18 protein-coding genes are annotated in these 17,104 nt (G+C 61.4%); 2 read left to right on the forward strand and 16 right to left on the reverse strand.

Annotated features, from left to right (window positions below; genetic code table 11):
* Positions 1–13: 13 nt before the first annotated feature.
* Genes ACO07W_RS03435 through dapB form a run of 3 tightly spaced genes read right to left on the reverse strand, consistent with a single transcriptional unit; the run spans position 14 to position 1,664 of the window.
* A complete protein-coding gene (locus ACO07W_RS03435; RefSeq protein ID WP_421840814.1) occupies positions 14–469 on the reverse strand; it encodes a flavodoxin family protein in 456 nt (151 codons plus the stop codon).
* Entirely contained in the window at positions 466–930 is a 465-nt protein-coding gene (locus ACO07W_RS03440; protein WP_421840816.1) for a hypothetical protein, read from the reverse strand. Before ACO07W_RS03440 ends, ACO07W_RS03435 begins: the two co-directional genes overlap by 4 nt.
* Positions 927–1,664, reverse strand: coding sequence for a 4-hydroxy-tetrahydrodipicolinate reductase (dapB, locus tag ACO07W_RS03445; RefSeq protein ID WP_421840818.1), 738 nt, complete (start codon positions 1,662–1,664; stop codon positions 927–929). The genes ACO07W_RS03440 and dapB overlap by 4 nt, the downstream gene beginning before the upstream one ends.
* 414 nt (positions 1,665–2,078) lie before the next feature.
* Here dapB and ACO07W_RS03450 point away from each other — a divergent pair, with 414 nt between their 5' ends.
* The gene (locus tag ACO07W_RS03450) at positions 2,079–2,603 is read left to right on the forward strand and encodes a GNAT family N-acetyltransferase (protein WP_421840820.1); all 525 of its coding nucleotides are present in this window, start codon (positions 2,079–2,081) and stop codon (positions 2,601–2,603) included.
* 127 nt (positions 2,604–2,730) lie between these two features.
* Here ACO07W_RS03450 and ACO07W_RS03455 read toward each other — a convergent pair whose 3' ends face one another.
* Both ACO07W_RS03455 and ACO07W_RS03460 read right to left on the reverse strand, forming a co-directional pair.
* Positions 2,731–3,204, reverse strand: coding sequence for an SRPBCC family protein (locus ACO07W_RS03455; protein WP_421840822.1), 474 nt, complete (start codon positions 3,202–3,204; stop codon positions 2,731–2,733).
* Positions 3,205–3,244: 40 nt separating this feature from the next.
* Complete coding sequence (locus tag ACO07W_RS03460) at positions 3,245–3,760, reverse strand: Lrp/AsnC family transcriptional regulator (protein WP_421840824.1); 516 nt, start codon at positions 3,758–3,760, stop codon at positions 3,245–3,247.
* A gap of 100 nt (positions 3,761–3,860) precedes the next feature.
* Here ACO07W_RS03460 and ald point away from each other — a divergent pair, with 100 nt between their 5' ends.
* Complete coding sequence (gene ald / locus ACO07W_RS03465) at positions 3,861–4,976, forward strand: alanine dehydrogenase (protein ID WP_421840826.1); 1,116 nt, start codon at positions 3,861–3,863, stop codon at positions 4,974–4,976.
* Between the two features lie 70 nt (positions 4,977–5,046).
* Here ald and ACO07W_RS03470 read toward each other — a convergent pair whose 3' ends face one another.
* From ACO07W_RS03470 to ACO07W_RS03520, 11 genes are all read right to left on the reverse strand, one after another.
* Positions 5,047–6,081, reverse strand: a complete 1,035-nt coding sequence (locus ACO07W_RS03470) for a nitronate monooxygenase (RefSeq protein WP_421840828.1) — start codon at positions 6,079–6,081, stop codon at positions 5,047–5,049.
* Positions 6,082–6,086: 5 nt separating this feature from the next.
* Positions 6,087–7,475: a M16 family metallopeptidase gene (locus ACO07W_RS03475; protein ID WP_421840830.1), complete on the reverse strand. Its 1,389-nt coding sequence runs from the start codon at positions 7,473–7,475 to the stop codon at positions 6,087–6,089.
* Positions 7,453–9,750 carry a polyribonucleotide nucleotidyltransferase gene (locus tag ACO07W_RS03480; RefSeq protein ID WP_421840832.1) on the reverse strand — a complete coding sequence of 766 codons (2,298 nt, stop codon included), beginning with the start codon at positions 9,748–9,750 and terminating at the stop codon, positions 7,453–7,455. Before ACO07W_RS03480 ends, ACO07W_RS03475 begins: the two co-directional genes overlap by 23 nt.
* Positions 9,751–10,111: 361 nt before the next feature.
* Positions 10,112–10,645, reverse strand: coding sequence for an LppU family putative lipoprotein (lppU, locus tag ACO07W_RS03485; protein ID WP_421840834.1), 534 nt, complete (start codon positions 10,643–10,645; stop codon positions 10,112–10,114).
* A gap of 11 nt (positions 10,646–10,656) precedes the next feature.
* Positions 10,657–10,926 carry a 30S ribosomal protein S15 gene (gene rpsO / locus ACO07W_RS03490; protein WP_421840836.1) on the reverse strand — a complete coding sequence of 90 codons (270 nt, stop codon included), beginning with the start codon at positions 10,924–10,926 and terminating at the stop codon, positions 10,657–10,659.
* Between the two features lie 99 nt (positions 10,927–11,025).
* Entirely contained in the window at positions 11,026–12,000 is a 975-nt protein-coding gene (locus ACO07W_RS03495; protein WP_421845788.1) for a bifunctional riboflavin kinase/FAD synthetase, read from the reverse strand.
* Between the two features lie 167 nt (positions 12,001–12,167).
* A complete protein-coding gene (gene mntR, locus ACO07W_RS03500; RefSeq protein WP_421840838.1) occupies positions 12,168–12,860 on the reverse strand; it encodes a manganese-binding transcriptional regulator MntR in 693 nt (230 codons plus the stop codon).
* A 514-nt stretch (positions 12,861–13,374) separates the two neighbouring features.
* A complete protein-coding gene (scpB, locus tag ACO07W_RS03505; RefSeq protein ID WP_421840840.1) occupies positions 13,375–14,145 on the reverse strand; it encodes a methylmalonyl-CoA decarboxylase in 771 nt (256 codons plus the stop codon).
* 10 nt (positions 14,146–14,155) lie between these two features.
* The gene (locus ACO07W_RS03510; RefSeq protein ID WP_421840842.1) at positions 14,156–15,478 is read right to left on the reverse strand and encodes an acetyl-CoA hydrolase/transferase family protein; all 1,323 of its coding nucleotides are present in this window, start codon (positions 15,476–15,478) and stop codon (positions 14,156–14,158) included.
* A gap of 251 nt (positions 15,479–15,729) precedes the next feature.
* Positions 15,730–16,374, reverse strand: coding sequence for a hypothetical protein (locus ACO07W_RS03515; protein WP_421840844.1), 645 nt, complete (start codon positions 16,372–16,374; stop codon positions 15,730–15,732).
* A 249-nt stretch (positions 16,375–16,623) separates the two neighbouring features.
* Positions 16,624–17,094 carry a YiiD C-terminal domain-containing protein gene (locus ACO07W_RS03520; protein WP_421840846.1) on the reverse strand — a complete coding sequence of 157 codons (471 nt, stop codon included), beginning with the start codon at positions 17,092–17,094 and terminating at the stop codon, positions 16,624–16,626.
* Between the last annotated feature and the right edge of the window lie 10 nt (positions 17,095–17,104).

Genomic DNA, 17,104 nt, shown 5'->3' on the forward strand with positions numbered 1-17,104 from the left:
CGGCCGCTCTTCGCTACTCCATCAATGTCGCCGCGAGCGTGCCGCCGAGCTCAAAGGCGCTGTCGCGCCCGCCAACTCCTATGGCACCGGCCACCTCGAGCACCTCGGCAGCCTTGGTCAGCGACAACCCCGTAGCCAACTTGCCGACGGAGGCCGCGGCGCCCACGGTGTCGTTGTTGCCATGCACCCACAGACCGTAGGGACGACCAGCGACATGATCCAGACTCGGGTAGTACACGGTGTCGAAGAAATGTTTGAGCGCCCCGGACATGTAGCCGAAGTTCGCTGTGGTGCCAAACAGATAGCCGTCGGCATCAAGCATGTCGCAGAGGTTCGCCGCCAAAGCCGGGCGCGAAACCACATCGACGCCCTCGATGCCCGGGGCGTTGGCTCCGGCGAGCACCGCCTCCAATAGCTCGCGAGTGGCCGGTGACGGAGTATGATGCACCACCAACAGCGTCTTGCTCATTGACGCGCCTGCAACTCGACAGCCTTTTTCATCACTTCCCGGGCGCGGCGCCGGTCGCCGGCGTAGTCGTAAGCCCGCGCCAACCGGTACCAGCGACGCCAGTCGCTGGGTTGTTCCTCCAGCTCACCGCGAACCGCATCAAACAATTCATCAGCCGCCGTACGCTCAAATCGACCCGACGCCCGTCTTGGCAGCGCACCGACGTCCAGTTCCATTCCGTCGTCGGCGATCAGCCTGGCAAGCTTTTGGTGCGCAAGCCCTGCTCGCAGAGTTGCAACCATGGCCCACAGACCGATGACAGGCAGGATCAACAACGCCACCCCGAGGCCGACCGCGGCGCCCCTACCCGAACCAACCATCGCGACGGCGATGCGACCGAGCATGACAAAGTAGCCCAGCATCGCAACGCACATGAAGGCGATCAGCACCTTGATGCCTACCGTGCGCACGGCAGTCGTCATGGCAGATCGAGCAGCGGCTCAAGGCCAACCGTGAGACCGCCACGCTGGTGAATACGACGCACGGCCAGCAGCACACCGGGCACAAACGAGGTGCGATCGAGACTGTCGTGACGGATGGTCAGCGTCTCGCCCGCGGTACCGAACAGCACCTCCTGATGCGCGACCATTCCAGCCAGCCGCACCGCATGCACTGGGATTCCGTCGACGTCAGCGCCGCGTGCCCCTGGCACACTTGTAGTGGTGGCATCGGGGTTGGGCGCTAGGCCTTTTCGAGCCTCGGCGATTAGCTTGGCAGTGCGCGTGGCTGTGCCCGACGGTGCGTCTGCTTTGTTCGGATGATGCAGCTCAACGACCTCGGCGGAGTCAAAGAACGGTGCGGCCTGCTTTGCGAAGTGCATCGACAACACTGCCCCGATAGCGAAGTTCGGCGCAATCAGTACACCGGTGCCTGGTTTAGCCGCCAGCCACGACCGCACCTCTTGCAGCCGTTCGGCGGTGAAGCCGGTGGTGCCTACGACCGCGTGAATTCCGTTGTCGACAAGAAACTTCAGGTTGTTCATCACGACGTCCGGATGGGTGAAGTCGATGACGACCTCGGTGTGTGAGTCGGTCAGCCGGCTCAGCGGATCTCCAGCGTCGACCTCCGCGGACAATGTGAGGTCTTCGGCCGCCAAGACGGCCGCCACCATCGTCTCCCCAACTTTGCCTTTAGCTCCGAGCACCCCAACCCGCATGTCTTTCACCCTAGACCGAGCTGATCGGCCCTACCCAGGTAGGCGGGTCGGTCTGCACAGTCACCATCGCCTGGCCGCGGATCGACCGCGCCGACGCTCGCGGCCGGCCTCCGCACATCGAGCAGCCTTCTTCGTGACACACGCTCGGCGACCACAAGACGGCATCGAAACTGCCGGCAACCGCCCATCAATGGTGACAGAGCATTCTCGGCGGTTAGTGTTTGCTGGTATTACATATATTCGTTCGCGATGTGGTTAACAAAATGTCCAGGCCATTCCACAACTCTGACCATTCGACAAACGCAAAGAACACACCGCTCTATCGGACAAACGTGTGGCTGCTGTCAACTACACCAGCAAGTCCCTAGGCTCAGATGGTTTGACGCGGTAGGTTGCGGCAGCGGAGGTGCACACGTGAAAACCAGCGACATTACGATCCGCGAAGCACAGCGGGTCGATTTCACCAGCGTCGCCGAGATGCACTATCCGGTTTGGCGGCAGTCCTGGACTGGCATCTTGACCACGGCGGTTCTCGACCTGCTGGGCCCTGCAAGCCGGTGGGCTGCGGAATTCTATCCGCAGAGCTTGAGTCGTACCGGGTGGGCGATGTGGATCGCCGAGTCCGACGGCAAGACGCTCGGCATGAGCATCTTCGGTCCGGAGCCCGCATACGATAATCGCATTCACATCGACGCTCTTTATATTGCCGAGGAAAGCCAACGGCACGGCATCGGTAGCCGCCTGCTCAACGCGGCCCTGCTCTTGAATCCTGAAAAAGACTTGATCTTGTGGTGCGCGGAGAAGAACGACAAGGCGCGCCGCTTTTACGAGCAACAGAACTTCCACGTGGACGGCCGAACGTTCACGTGGAACCCGCTGCCCGGTGTGAATGTCGCCCACGTGGGCTATCGGCTATACCGGCCAACGTGCCAAAGCTGAGCTAACGGTCAATAACCACGCGCCCGTCCTCGGCCCGCGAGACCCGACCAGCATCTCGTCCTCGCCCTTGTGCAGCATCGCCGCTAGGTAGTCTCCGCAGCTGAAGCACCAGCCGCGGTCTGGCTAGCTATCCAGCTTCGGCGCGCTGTTTTAGGCGCTGCAGGGTGAGCTGAATATGCTCGGCGTTCGCGGCCGCGCGATCGGGAACGCCGGTGGCATGCCGGGCGAGTTTGCGTAACCAGCCGGGCCGCCGGTCCCACGTGCTCTCGGTGACCCGGCAGCCGTCTTTGGCCGCAGTAATGTCGTACCGCCAGCGCGCAATCGGGACTACCGTGTGCCGCACATCGAACGCGAAGACGCGGCCAGGTTCTGCGTCGGTGACAGTGCATTTAGTGGTCCAGCGCCGGCGGGAACTGACGTTGTGCCCGACGAACACCGCACCTGGAAGAACTGCATCGGCGCTGGGCGCATCTCCACACCACTCCATCGCCACCGCCTCCTCGGCTAGGGACGCCAGCGTCGGCAGATCGGTGATGAGTTCGTACACCACTTCGGGAAGGGCGGCTATCTGCACGGTCGCCGTCGCGGATGGACCAGGCATCCAACGATCATAGCCAGCCCTTCCAGAGGTCCCGTCCGGACTAGATGGGCGCGGCTCCACGCAGATGTTCGAAGATCAGCGACGTCTGGGTGCCGGCGACGTCGGCGTCGGCGTTGAGGTTTTCCACGACGAAAGATCGCAGGCCTTCGGTATCGCGTGCGGCGACGTGCAGGATGAAATCGTCGGCTCCAGCCAGGAAGTAGACATCCATCACTTGCCGCTTGCGGCGGATCTGCTGGATGAAGGTGCGAATCTTCCCGCGCGCGTGGGACTGCAGAGTGACCGAGATCATCGCCTGCAGAGGCAATCCAACTGCGACGGGATCGATGTCGGAATAGAACCCGCGGATCACACCGTCATCGACCAACCGCCTAACCCGACCATGGCACGTTGACGGCGCGATTCCGACCGACTCGGCGAGCGCATTGTTGGCAATTCGCGCGTCGGCGTGCAGCACGCTCAGGATTCTGCGGTCCACCTCATCGAGTTCGACTGACCGAACATCCTTCGGCGAGTCCCGTAGTCGGTCGGCCAATAATGATTTTTCATCGGACATATTCCGAATATATCGAAGTATCGTCATCTTCATTGCGCTCCCCTCGAACTTTCTTCACACTTGAAGGACGGCAGTCAACCAATCCGGGCAGGGGGAGATGATGCGAGTCGGAATTCCGACCGAAACCAAGAACAACGAATACCGGGTGGCCATCACCCCGGCTGGCGTCGCGGAATTGACTCGTCGCGGTCACGAGGTGCTGATCCAGGCCGGAGCAGGAGAAGGCTCGGCGATCACCGACGGAGACTTCAAGGCGGCCGGCGCCCAAATGATCAACGCTGCCGAACATGTGTGGGCCGACGCTGACCTACTACTCAAAGTCAAGGAACCAATTCCGGCCGAGTATGGCCGACTGCGGAGCGGCCAAATCCTGTTCACCTATCTACATTTGGCCGCTTCACGAGCCTGCACCGACGCATTGCTGGCTTGCGGCACAACATCAATCGCCTACGAAACCGTTCAGACCCCCGATGGCGGGCTGCCCTTGTTGGCTCCGATGAGTGAAGTTGCCGGACGACTGTCCGCTCAAGTCGGGGCCTATCACCTGATGCGAACCCACGGTGGCCGCGGCCTGCTCATGGGCGGGGTTCCCGGCGTCGAACCCACCGACGTCGTGGTAATCGGTGGTGGCAGCGCCGGCTACAACGCCGCGCGAATCGCGAGCGGCATGGGCGCAACCGTGACAATTTTCGACATCAACATCAACAGGCTCCGCGAGCTAGACGCCGAGTTCGGCGTACGCGTGCGCACCCGGTACTCGTCGACCTACGAACTCGAAGATGCCGTGAAACGGGCAGACCTGGTGATCGGAGCCGTCCTGGTACCCGGCGCCAAGGCACCCACGTTGGTTTCCAATTCACTGGTCGCACACATGAAACCGGGTGCAGTCCTGGTGGACATCGCCATCGACCAAGGCGGATGCTTCGAAGATTCACGCCCGACCACACACGATTGCCCAACATTCGCAGTCCACGACACGCAGTTCTACTGCGTGGCGAACATGCCCAGTGCGGTGCCCAAGACCTCCACCTTTGCCCTGACCAATGCGACGATGCCGTATGTGTTGAAGCTCGCCGATCAGGGCTGGCATGCGGCTTGCCAGCTAGATCCCGCCCTGGCGAATGGCCTTTCAACACATGCCGGCAAGCTGTTGTGTGAGCGAGTCGCGACCGCCCTGAGTTTGCCGTTCAGCGACAAGACCGAACTACTAGCCTAAGGACCGGATTGCCGCGAACGCGGGCACCCAGCACCACTACCGCCATCGCCCAATGATTTTCGCTACGAAACTACGCTGACCGGACGTCCGGGGTAAGGGAAGCGATAATATCTGCCGCCGGCCCGGGACTGGCCTGCCGATACGCAGTTCCCGCCCAGAGATTCATGCCGTGTGGATCATCCCACTCAACTGCCGCCGTCCGGATTGGCTTAGTCATCTGGTTGACCTCTGGATAGCCTGCGGGCGCGACGTGGTCGAGCAGGCGGGTGAAGTTGTTAGCCAGACCGCGCGCATAGCGACCCGAGAATGCCCGAGTCACTAACGTGGCGTCGAACTCCGGATTCTTCAAAGCGACACGGTGAGCCGAGTTGGTTCCGGCTTCATCGCTGAGCAGCAGTGCGGTACCAACCTGCGCGGCCACCGCTCCCCTGCGCAGCACGGCGGCGATATCCTCCGCGGTGCCCAGACCGCCGGCTGCGATAAGCGGGACATCATGCGCGCTGCCGATCCGATCGATTAGCTGATGCAGCGACTCGATACCTGGTTCCATATCCGGAGCGAAAGTGCCGCGGTGCCCACCCGCATCGGGCCCCTGGACCACCAGGTTGTCCGCGCCGGCCGCAACGGCCACCCCAGCCTCATAGGCCGACGTCACAGTGACCGATACCAAGATTCCCAGCGCGCTGAACCAACGCATCACATCCGGTGCGGGGGCGCCGAAAGTGAACGACACCAACTCGGGCCGAATGTCGGCTACCATCTCGAGTTTTCGTTTCCAGTCGTCGTCGTCGCCGTACTCTGGCTGGCCCACTTCGACCCGATAGTGCTCGGCAATCTCATCCAGCTCTTCTGCATAGCATTCCAGCTGCCCCCAGTCGGCAACGCTCGGTTGGGGTACAAACAGGTTGACGCCGATCGGACCGGTCGTGGCGGCGCGCGCGGCAGCAATATCATCGGCGAGCCGCTCCGCGCGCAGATAGCCACCCGCGACAAAACCTAGCCCGCCCGCGTTCGAAACCGCCGCAGCCAAAGCCGGGGTGCCAGGCCCACCCGCCATCGGTGCCCCCACAATGGGCACTGCGATGTCCCAAAAGCCCAGTACCATTAGGTTTAATCTACCATCGCTCGAAGTTGTTGCGGCAGCGATCGTTTCGAGCTATAGGGACCGATCACAGCAGCGCCGTAGCGTTTACTCAGCACGCGTTGAGCAACGGCATTAACCTCCTCGACGGTGACCTGCTCGATTTCATGCAAGGTGTGCTCGATACTGCGGTGCGCGCCGTAGTTCAACTCGCTGCGCCCCATCCTGCTCATCCGGGAACTCGAATCCTCAAGGCCAAGCACCAGTCCACCCCGCAACGACCCTTTAGCGAGGCGGCACTCCGCCTCGGTGATGCCATCGCGTGCCACCGCCTCCAGCACGTCAGTGGTCACCCGCATCACCTCAGCGAAACGTTCGGGCAAACAAGCGGCGTATATCGAAAACGAGCCGCTGTCGGCAAACATGTCCAGCGCGGAGTAGACCGAGTAGGCCAACCCGCGGGCTTCCCGTACCTCTTGGAACAGGCGGGAACTCAGGCCGCCGCCCAGCGCGGTGTTCAAGACAGATAGCGCCCATCGATGTTCCCAGCCTCGTCCGGGCGTGCGCACACCCAACGACATGTGAGCCTGCTCAACTTCGCGATGCCCCAGTGCCAGCGTGGGCCCGCCATTAACCCGGCCGGCACCCTTGCGGGGCGCGGCGGGCTGCCGACCACGCACCAACCGCGGACCAAAATGCTCGCGCACCAACGCGACCACTTCGTCGTGATCGACATTGCCGGCCACGGCGACGACCATCCGATCTGGCGTGTAACGCCGCACGTGAAACGAGTGCAATTGAGCGCGCGTCATCGCCGACACCGATTGCGCGCTCCCAATTACCGGTCGGCCCACCGGGTGCGCGCCAAACAACGCCGTCATGAACATGTCGCCCAGCGCGTCCTCCGGGTCGTCATCGCGCATCGCGATCTCCTCGAGGACAACGTCGCGCTCCAGCTCGACATCATCAGCCGCGCAACACCCATTGAGCACAACGTCAGCGACCAAGTCGACGGCCAGCGCTAGATCGCTGTCAAGCACATGCGCGTAATAGCAGGTGTGCTCTTTGGCAGTGAAGGCGTTGAGTTCCCCACCAACTGCGTCCATCGCCTGTGCGATGTCCACCGCCGAGCGGGTCGGTGTCGACTTGAACAGCAGGTGCTCGAGAAAGTGCGCTGCCCCAGCCACAGTGGCACCCTCGTCGCGCGATCCCACCCCGACCCAGACCCCGACCGACGCCGAGCGCACCGCAGGCAAATATTCAGTGACCACACGCAGCCCGCCGGGCAAGGTGGTACGGCGCAACGCACCCTGGCGCTCAGATGTGGCCCCGGCTATGTTCGGACTCTGCCGCAGTGCACCCCCGCGGCCGGGGCGTGCCCCGGCCGCGGCCGTGTCAGCTGCTGGCCGTAGCGGCATCGGCCGACGTGGTCTCCGAACTGGGGGAAGCTGAATCTGGCCCGGTCGAACTTTCCTCTTCGTCCACCAGCACCAGCGAAATCTTGCCCCGCTTATCAATGTCGGCGATCTCGACTCGCAGCTTGTCGCCAACCTTGACGACGTCCTCGACCCGCGCGATGCGCTTGCCCCGGCCAAGCTTAGAGATGTGAACCAAACCATCCCGGCCCGGTAACAGCGATACGAAAGCCCCGAAATCGGTCGTTTTGACCACCGTTCCGAGGAATCGCTCCCCTATCGTCGGCAGCTGCGGGTTGGCGATCGCGTTAATGCGGTCGATCGCGGCCTGCGCCGACGGCCCATCTGTGGCACCGACGAAGACAGTACCGTCGTCCTCGATCGAGATCTGCGCACCGGTTTCCTCGGTGATTCCGTTGATGACCTTGCCTTTGGGGCCGATGACCTCGCCGATCTTGTCCACCGGGACCTTGATGGTGGTCACCCGCGGCGCGTACGGACTCATCTCGTCGGGCGTATCGATCGCTTCGGCGATGACCTCCAAAATGGTGAGACGTGCATCCTTGGCCTGGGCCAGCGCACCTGCGAGCACCTTTGAAGGGATACCGTCGAGCTTGGTGTCCAGCTGCAGGGCGGTGACAAAGTCCTTGGTGCCGGCAACCTTGAAATCCATGTCACCGAACGCATCTTCGGCGCCGAGAATATCGGTCAACGTCACAAAACGACGTTCAACGGCGCCGCCCTCTACCTCTACATCGTCGGAGACCAGACCCATCGCGATGCCCGCCACCGGCGCCCGCAGCGGCACTCCGGCATTAAGCAGCGCCAGGGTGGACGCGCACACCGACCCCATCGACGTCGAACCATTGGAGCCCAGAGCTTCGGATACCTGGCGGATCGCGTACGGGAAGTCCTCGACGCTCGGCAGCACCGGCATCACGGCCCGCTCGGCCAGCGCCCCGTGCCCGATCTCACGTCGCTTCGGTGAACCGACCCGGCCGGTCTCGCCGGTAGAGAACGGCGGGAAGTTGTAGTGATGCATGTACCGCTTCGATGTCTCTGGTCCCAGCGAGTCGATCTGCTGGGCCATCTTGACCATATCGAGCGTCGTCACACCAAGGATCTGGGTCTCTCCACGTTCAAACAAGGCGCTACCGTGCGCCCGCGGGACCAAGGCGACCTCAGCCGACAACGCACGAATGTCGGTGATACCGCGGCCATCGATGCGGAAATGGTCGGTCAGGATGCGCTGCCGAACCAGCTTCTTGGTCAGCCCGCGAAACGCCGCGCGGACCTCTTTCTCACGCCCCTCATAGGTGTCGGCGAGCCGCTCGAGAACCTCGGCCTTGAGCTCCTCAGTCCGCTGGTCGCGCTCAGCCTTGCCACCGATGGTCAGCGCAGCCGCCAGCTCCTCGGTGGCCACCGAGGACACCGAGTAGTAGACGTCTTCGCCGTAGTCGGGGAACAACGGATACTCGCCCGCCGGCTTCGCCGATGCGCCGCTGGCGTCGGCAAGCTCCTGCTGCGCTGTGCACAGCGCAGCAATGAACGGCTTGGCCGCCTCCAAACCCTCGGCCACCACACTTTCCGTCGGCGCCTGGGCACCGCCTTCAACAATGTCTATAACGTTTTCGGTGGCCTCCGCCTCGACCATCATGATGGCAACATCCGGCTCGTCGGTGTCCTTGCCAACGATCCGGCCGGCGACGACCATGTCGAATACGGCGCGCTCAAGCTGCTCAACGGTGGGGAACGCAACCCAAGTACCGTCGATCAGCGCTACGCGCACGCCACCGATCGGGCCGGAGAATGGCAGACCGCCCAACTGAGTGGACGCCGACGCGGCGTTGATTGCCAACACGTCGTATAGATCGTTGGGGTCCAGACTCAGAATCGTCACCACGACCTGGATTTCGTTGCGCAGGCCTTCCACAAACGACGGGCGTAGTGGGCGATCGATGAGCCGGCAGGTCAAGATCGCATCTGTGGACGGCCGCCCCTCGCGGCGGAAGAACGAACCGGGGATACGGCCAGCCGCATACATCCGCTCCTCGACATCGACCGTCAGCGGGAAGAAGTCAAAATGATCCTTGGGAGTCTTGCTGGCGGTGGTTGCCGACAGCAGCATGTTGTCGTCATCCAAGTAGGCGACCACCGCGCCGGCGGCCTGCTGGGCCAGCCGGCCGGTCTCGAAACGAATGGTGCGGGTGCCAAAGCTCCCGTTGTCGATGGTGGTGGTCGCCTCAAAGACGCCCTTTTCAATTTCAGCTACAGACATGACGTCCGTGCGGCCTTTCTCGGGTATTGGACTGTTTCGCGTGGTCACAGACAACCCGGAGGGGTCAGGAACCACTCACCGACCCAAACGGGCCCGCGAGCTTCCCCAAGAGCAAAGCCTGAATGCGGCTGCGGCCGTCGATCGAAGCGGCCGACCTGTCCCAGATTCCGGGGAGCCCGGCAGCCACTACCGAAGACCGCCCGATGCAGACCGGGCTACTCCCGTTGCGCCTCGCTGGAACGGCACACGCGGATCTGCGCGGGCCGCACCACTGCCTTGGACCGAACCGGCCCAGAACGCCATCACTCTACACGGGTGGACAGCCAGCAAAAGGACGACCCGATTTGCCGTGGCTGCCGCGTCACGCCGAAGAGCCGTCTGTAACGTCCTCAACGCACACCACAAACAGTCGCTGGGTGTACGTATAGCCCATGCCGCTGACGCAATCCTCGACGCTGACAGGCGCATCAAGGTCGGTCAGGATCTCGGTGGCCCGCTGCCGGTGCGGCACGGACGTGTCGCGGCAATCCACCCGCACCGGATCGGTGTTGTGGTCAGGGTCAACGCTCATGCAGCCGCCGATCACCCAATCGATATCGAGGCAGACGGTGTTGTTGGAGCGATTGAACGCATTGCGCATCGAATAGGAAGAGTCGACGTCAGCCGGACACTTCGCGCGGTCGGCAACCGAAGCGACAACCTTGAAGTTGGACTCGGGACTGCCGCACACCGCTTTGGTCGCTTGCGGCCGGTCCGGCGTTCCGCCGAGCTCAAGGCAGTCCCCCACCTTGAGGTCCGCGACATTGGCCGATGTCGAGCACCCCGACAGTCCAGCGCATACAACGACGAGTAAAGCGCACGAGGCCGCCGTGGCGGCCACGAGCAAAGCGCGCACGCAGCCGCGGATCAGCGACGCAGGCCCAGCCGCTCAATGAGCGACCGATAACGCTCCACGTCGATCTGGGAGATGTATTTGATCAGCCTGCGCCGCCGCCCCACCAACAGGAGCAGCCCGCGTCGCGAGTGATGATCGTGCTTGTGCACCTTGAGATGCTCGGTCAGGTCCGCGATCCGCTTGGTCAGCAGTGCGATCTGAGCCTCCGGGGACCCGGTATCGGTGTCGTGTAGGCCGTAAGAACTCAGGATCTCTTTCTTCTGCTCGGCTGTTAGCGCCACGAAATATCTCCATCAATTGGTCCGCGTTCACAAATTATCGGGGCACGGCCACCGCGAACCGCAGCACGCGCCGATGTCGTCGGGCAGTCTAGCAGTGCATCAACCGCCAGCCAGCAGGGCGCGCGCTCGCTCGGTATCGCCGCCCATCGCAGCGATGAGTTGTTCTACCGAGTCGAACTTCTGCTGCCCACGGACGCGCGCGACGAAATCTAGTGCCACATGCTGGCCGTACAGGTCGGCAGTAGTGTCCAGCACGTACGCCTCGACGGTGCGAACACGTCCGGAGAATGTCGGGTTGGTGCCCACCGACACCGCGGCCTGGTAGCGCTCACCCGGAACGACGGTGCCAGTCACCGGTCCGTCGCCGAGCACAGTGAACCATGCAGCGTAAACGCCGTCGGCCGGGATTGCCGAGTATATCGGCGGCGCCACGTTAGCCGTGGGAAAGCCCAGCTCAGCGCCCCGACCGTGCCCCCTGACCACGACACCCTCGACGCGATGCGGGCGACCCAGCGCCTCGGTGGCCGCGATCATGTCGCCGGCGTCCACGCAGGACCGGACGTAGGTGGATGAGAATGTCACAGATTCGTTGCTGTGCCGTTCCGACAGCAGCGACATCGACTCCACGGCAAAACCGAACCGCTCGCCGGCCCGGCGCAAGGTACCGACGTTGCCGGCCGCTTTCTTGCCAAAGGTGAAGTTCTCGCCCACCACCACCTCGACCACATGCAGGTTCTCGACCAGTAGCTCATGGACATAGCGGTCTGGCGTGAGCTTCATGAAATCGGTGGTGAACGACATCACCAGGAACACGTCAATGCCCAGCTCTTCGACCAGCTCGGCGCGGCGGGTCAGGGTAGTCAACTGTGCCGGATGACTGCCGGGATAGACCACTTCCATCGGGTGCGGATCGAATGTCATCAGCACAGTCGGCACTCCGCGCGCTCGACCGGCTTTCACCGCGTGCGAAATCAGTTCGGCGTGTCCGCGGTGCACCCCGTCGAATACTCCAATGGTGAGCACACATCTGCCCCAGTCCGTCGGGATCTCATCTTGGCCGCGCCACCGCTGCACGACAGCAAGCCTACGATGCATGGTGTCACTCCGGCTCGGGCTACCCACCAGTATCTGGCGCCATCCACCAGCGCCAGGCTCTGGTTCGCAGTCTCGGGGCACCTGTAGAGCGGCTTGTCGCGCTCTTCCTGAGTCGTCGCTGTCCAGATGAATCCGGGCCCCAGCCGCTACGCCACCACCCAGATCGCCTGGGCGGCCGGGCTGCCCAATTCGACGGTGGTCTGGGCGCCCCCGGCTGATTCGATCGCCACCGAGATCACGCCAGCGAAGTCACGCCGCTTCAGAACGCGCAACTGCGAGTCCAGGCTGATCCCTACGCTGTCGAAATAGCGCAGCATCTCCGGGTCAGCGTCGGAGATGCGGGCCACTGTCCCGGTGTCACCGTCTGCGCAGGCCCACAGCTGGCGCGCCGGCGGTTTCGGCACCCGACCGTCGGAACCGGGGATCGGATCACCATGCGGATCGCGCCGCGGGAATCCCAGCTTGGCCTCAATGCGCGCAATCAGGCGCTCTGACACGGCATGCTCGAGTACCTCGGCCTCGTCGTGCACTTCGTCCCAGCCGTAACCAAGCTCGTGGACCAAGAAGGTTTCCAGCAGACGGTGCCGGCGCACCATCGCTAAGGCTGCCCGCCGTCCCGTGTCGGTCAAGGCCACCGCGCCGTACTTCTCATGGTCGACCAAGCCCTGCTCGGCGAGTCTGCGTATCGACTCCGAGGCCGTGCTCGCCGACACCCCGATCTTCTGCGCCAGCATCTTGGTGCTGACCTTTTCCCGCGACCACTCCTGCGCGGTCCAGATGACCTTCAGGTAGTCCTGGGCAACTGCAGTAAGACCGCCAGGCTCTTCGTCAGCCCTCACAACTGAAAAGTCTAGGCACTCCGCACACTATTTCCATCGAGCCTACGGCCAGGACACATCAATGAACCATCAGATTTCAGCCGCGCCACCGAACGGGCGCGCCCCCGAACCCACTGACCGTGGCTGACGGCGCCCTAGCCACAAGCAACACTGATACACCAACATCGAAGAAAGCTTCTTGATCACCGCAGCGATTTGGCGGGCCTAGTCAAGCAGGATGCCCATGCCAAGACGGTCGGCACCGAACGGCCGAACACTTCAAACCGGTACTAGGTCCGGCGCTGCTGCGCGCCGCACGCCAGCACCGAAGCGAGCGCGGCGTAGACCACAGTTTTGTTGTCGGCCATTTACCAGTCCTCACAGGTCGGCGTCCGCGAAACGCTAAGATCCTCTGTCGACCACTGCCAGCACACCGGTACGAACTGCAAACGGCGACGCTATACCCATCCTGGCGAGTACCGTTTCCCTGCGCTTTAGGGTTACCTTTCGAGCCCTGCGACTATCAAAAGGCCCATCAAAAGCGTGGAGCGCGCTTTTCGCTGAAAGCCTTTATGCCCTCATGGTAGTCGGTTCCGAAGTAGGTGTCGCGCCGTAGGCCGTGCAGATATTCAAAGGTCACGGGACTTAGCGGCGCCGCTTCACTGAGTAGGCGGATCGACTCTTTGGCCGCCGCAATAGATTCGGCTGAACGCGTCGTGAGCGTGAATGCCATCTCGTATACCGTCTTCTCAAGTTCGGCAGCGGGCACGATCCGGTTGACGATACCAACTCGCTCCGCTCGTTCTGCAGAAATTTTTTCCGCAGAGAAAAACATCTCTTTGACTACATTAAGCGGGATATGGTTCATGAAGTTCAAAAGACCCGAAGCATTGTAGGGTAAGCCCAGTTTCGCCGGAGTCACCGCAAATGCAGCCGTTTCGTCGGCGTATACTAGATCACACGAAATAACAAGATCACAGGCACCGCCCCACACTGATCCGTGAACCATAGCGATTACCGGTGCGGGAAACATTTTGACCGTACGCAACAGCTGTTCGAGCGGATCAGTGTACGGCAGTGGATCGACATCTGCTTTTGGCAGTTCGTTCACATCATGGCCAGCCGACCATACGCTTCCAGCCGTTGCGCTACGTAGAACAACAACTCGCGCGGATCGTTTCTTGAAGTCTTCGAACGCTGCGATTACTTCTGCAATAAACTCGGTGCTTAGCGCGTTTCTTTTCGCATCCCGATCGAAAGCTATGGTGCCGATACTTTGTTCAAGTGAAGAATTAATCAGCGGCACAATTTTCCTTTCAGATTAAGGTGACGTTACGCGCGGCAGCCTGAAGTTCGGCGCGAAAGTCCGGATGAGCTATCGCAATCAGCGCGTCAGCCCGCTCCTTGGTCGACTTGCCACGTAGGTTCACCGCACCGTACTCCGTCACGATCCATTCGACGTCCATGCGCACATCGGTCACCATCGCAACCTTGGGAACGATGCACGACACCGCACCTTTTTTCGCCGTTGACGGCAGCGCAATAACCGATTTGCCACGGCGGGCAAGCGAGGCACCTTTGACGAAGTCGAACTGACCGCCCGATCCGCTGTACTCGTGCTCACCGATGAATTCAGCATTTACCTGGCCATAAAGGTCGACTTCGATCGCGGTGTTGATCGAGATGAAGTCGTCATGAGCCGCGATCGTTCGAATGTCGTTTACATAAGACGAGGGATAGCTTTCGAACGAAGAGTTGTCATTCATAAACGCGTAGGATTCTGCGGTACCGAAGGCCACTGTATAGACATGCTTGCGGGTATGCAGAGTCTTGCGATTTCCGGTGACTACACCGTCACGAATCAGCTTAGCCATTGACGGAGAAAATAGCTCAGTGTGTAGACCTAAGTCGGAATGCTCGCCAAGAGCAGTCGCCACGCCGGACGGAATCCGGCCAATGCCAAGCTGGATTGTTGCACCATCAGGGACCATAGGCGCTACTAGAGCGCCAATAGCGCGGCCTTCCGACGACGGTTCTGAGGCACCAACCTCGATCAGGGAAACATGGTTCTCCACGATGGCTGAAACCTCGCTGACATGGATCGTTGATTGCCCGAAAACCCGCGGCATGTGACGGTTCACTTCGACGATCAACCGCTTCGCACGGCGGGCAGCGATCGAGGCAAAGTCATTATTGGTACCCAGCGAAAAATAGCCACCATCGTCCATCGGCGAAACAGTTATCAGGAAGGTATCGAGATCGATTATTTCTTCGAACAGCCGCGGAATCTGACTGAAATGCACAGGGACGAAACTTAGCACCTTGTTCCCGGTTTGAGCTTGACGTTCGATAATCATCCGGTCAGGCTCGCCTATAAAAAAACTATATGCATGAACCTTATCAATCAAATCATCGGCTAATAGCGATTTCGCTAAAGGCTCCATTGCAATTTTGTAATACAAACGGATGTCACCTAGGTCGTCGGCGCGTAAACGATTTGCGAGCGCATTCAACAACGCCGGTGGTTGACCCACTGCCATTCCGCACGAAATCACCTCACCACTTGCAATCGGCGCGACTGCATCCGCTGGCGTTGTGAGTTTCTTGCCGTAAAGAGCAATCGTGGCGTCAGCGTTCACGTGACCTCCTTGCGTGCCTGTGCAGTCGACGTGCACCTTACGCATGCACGCGATACAACATTGGTGGGTGACTCAGTCTGCAGTGACTTTGAGTTGATGAATTGGTGTTAGCTATCGGCGCAGCTCAAAAACTCAATAACCTTGTCGCGGTGCTTCTCATACGCAGTCCGAAAATTCTGCGTGTGAAGCCGCACGCCACAAAAAAATTGCCGAGAACTGACCACTCGGCGTCGATGCCGGCGTACTGACTACTACCACTTGACGCCGAGGACATAGCAAATGTGCAACGGGCCACTGTAGGCACCCATACTATCCTCGTACAGCGACTTTGCGTAAGACCTAAGAGGACCGGGGGTGAGATCCACCAAGAGGTGTCGATCGTCAATAAAGCGTTGCAAGCTACGGCGGAAGAAAGGATCGACGTCGGGGTACTGGTCCAGAACTGGCTGAGCCCTGCCAATCCAATTTACTGTTTCACTAATGAACTTCGGGGTGGCTGCGTCTCGCGCCGGTGTACCTGGTTTGCCGGCATCCGTCCACGCAGTTGAAATGCGGTCACTCTCGGCCATGAGAGGCACGATCGCCATGCAGAGAGCGCGGTCCGCAGCGCGGGCGTCATCGCCAGCTATCGCGCCGGTCGAAGTCGAGGGAACACTCACCGCGGTCGGCGCTGGCGCTGGCCGAGTGGCCAGCGCGATGATGCCAACTGCAAGCGCGGCCACACCGATCACGATCCCCGCAATCACAAGTCCATTTCCGGAGCGAGGTGGCGCAGCGTACTGCCAGCCGTAGTCCGGGACACCGGGCACGGGAGGCCCCCCAGAAACCGTGCCAGCAGCCGGCTTGTCCGGAGCACTCGACCCGGGCGAAGCGCTCGAGGTGCCATGCTGAGTCATAAGACGAGGATAGACGCGCATCCACATCACGACACCCGCAAACTACCAACATCACACTCCGTTGGACGCCCCGACCAGTACCAAGTGGCTTTCGCAAGTTCATTCGCGGTTGAGTCCACCGCTCTGGGGACCCGCAAAAATGGTCGCCCAATTTTCGATACGCGGTGTGGCGAATCGGTTTAGTAGGGTTACCGGACAGCTACTAGTCACGACCTCGGCGTGCTGCTATAACGGTGGCCTGGCCCTCGGCTAAACCGAATCAGTCGACCGGTCGCCAGCTTTGCGTCGCGGTCGCATGCTGACCACGAATCTGCACACCCCGGTGGGGGTGTCGTGGGCATCGCGCAACGAGACGTCAACGTCGATGTCGCAGCCCTCTCCGGCTTGAAGAGAGGTCTGGATTTTCTCAGCAACCGCCGAATCAACTCTGCTGCTCGCGGTGATGCCGCCGTGCGCGGGCCGTCGATATTCTATTGTCCCGCTGCGTATGACGGTGTAGGCACCCGTTCCGGACGCACCCGCAGCCATCACCGCCGCGCCAGCTCCAGCGACTTCAGCTACCCCGTAGATCACCGGAGCATTGACGTCGCCATTGTGATTGATGTGCTCGGGCTTGGGCCGTCGAAGAATGGCTTGCACCGATCCGTCCTCACCAAGTTCGGTGTCCAGGTCGAGCCATACAATCCATGGCATTGCCGTCATAGCTTCGGTCGCGGCCACCCAATCCTCC

Origin of the sequence: Mycobacterium sp., assembly GCF_965230835.1 — a bacterium.
Lineage (GTDB): Bacteria > Actinomycetota > Actinomycetes > Mycobacteriales > Mycobacteriaceae > Mycobacterium.

Excerpts from the sequence above, each read along its gene's own strand:
- ACO07W_RS03435 (WP_421840814.1), bottom strand. The coding sequence starts at position 469 with ATGAGCAAGACGCTGTTGGTGGTGCATCATACTCCGTCACCGGCCACT.
- ACO07W_RS03440 (WP_421840816.1), bottom strand. The coding sequence starts at position 930 with ATGACGACTGCCGTGCGCACGGTAGGCATCAAGGTGCTGATCGCCTTC.
- dapB (WP_421840818.1), bottom strand. The coding sequence starts at position 1,664 with ATGCGGGTTGGGGTGCTCGGAGCTAAAGGCAAAGTTGGGGAGACGATG.
- ACO07W_RS03455 (WP_421840822.1), bottom strand. The coding sequence starts at position 3,204 with ATGCCTGGTCCATCCGCGACGGCGACCGTGCAGATAGCCGCCCTTCCC.
- ACO07W_RS03460 (WP_421840824.1), bottom strand. The coding sequence starts at position 3,760 with ATGTCCGATGAAAAATCATTATTGGCCGACCGACTACGGGACTCGCCG.
- ald (WP_421840826.1), top strand. The coding sequence starts at position 3,861 with ATGCGAGTCGGAATTCCGACCGAAACCAAGAACAACGAATACCGGGTG.
- ACO07W_RS03470 (WP_421840828.1), bottom strand. The coding sequence starts at position 6,081 with ATGGTACTGGGCTTTTGGGACATCGCAGTGCCCATTGTGGGGGCACCG.
- ACO07W_RS03475 (WP_421840830.1), bottom strand. The coding sequence starts at position 7,475 with ATGCCGCTACGGCCAGCAGCTGACACGGCCGCGGCCGGGGCACGCCCC.
- ACO07W_RS03480 (WP_421840832.1), bottom strand. The coding sequence starts at position 9,750 with ATGTCTGTAGCTGAAATTGAAAAGGGCGTCTTTGAGGCGACCACCACC.
- ACO07W_RS03515 (WP_421840844.1), bottom strand. The coding sequence starts at position 16,374 with ATGACTCAGCATGGCACCTCGAGCGCTTCGCCCGGGTCGAGTGCTCCG.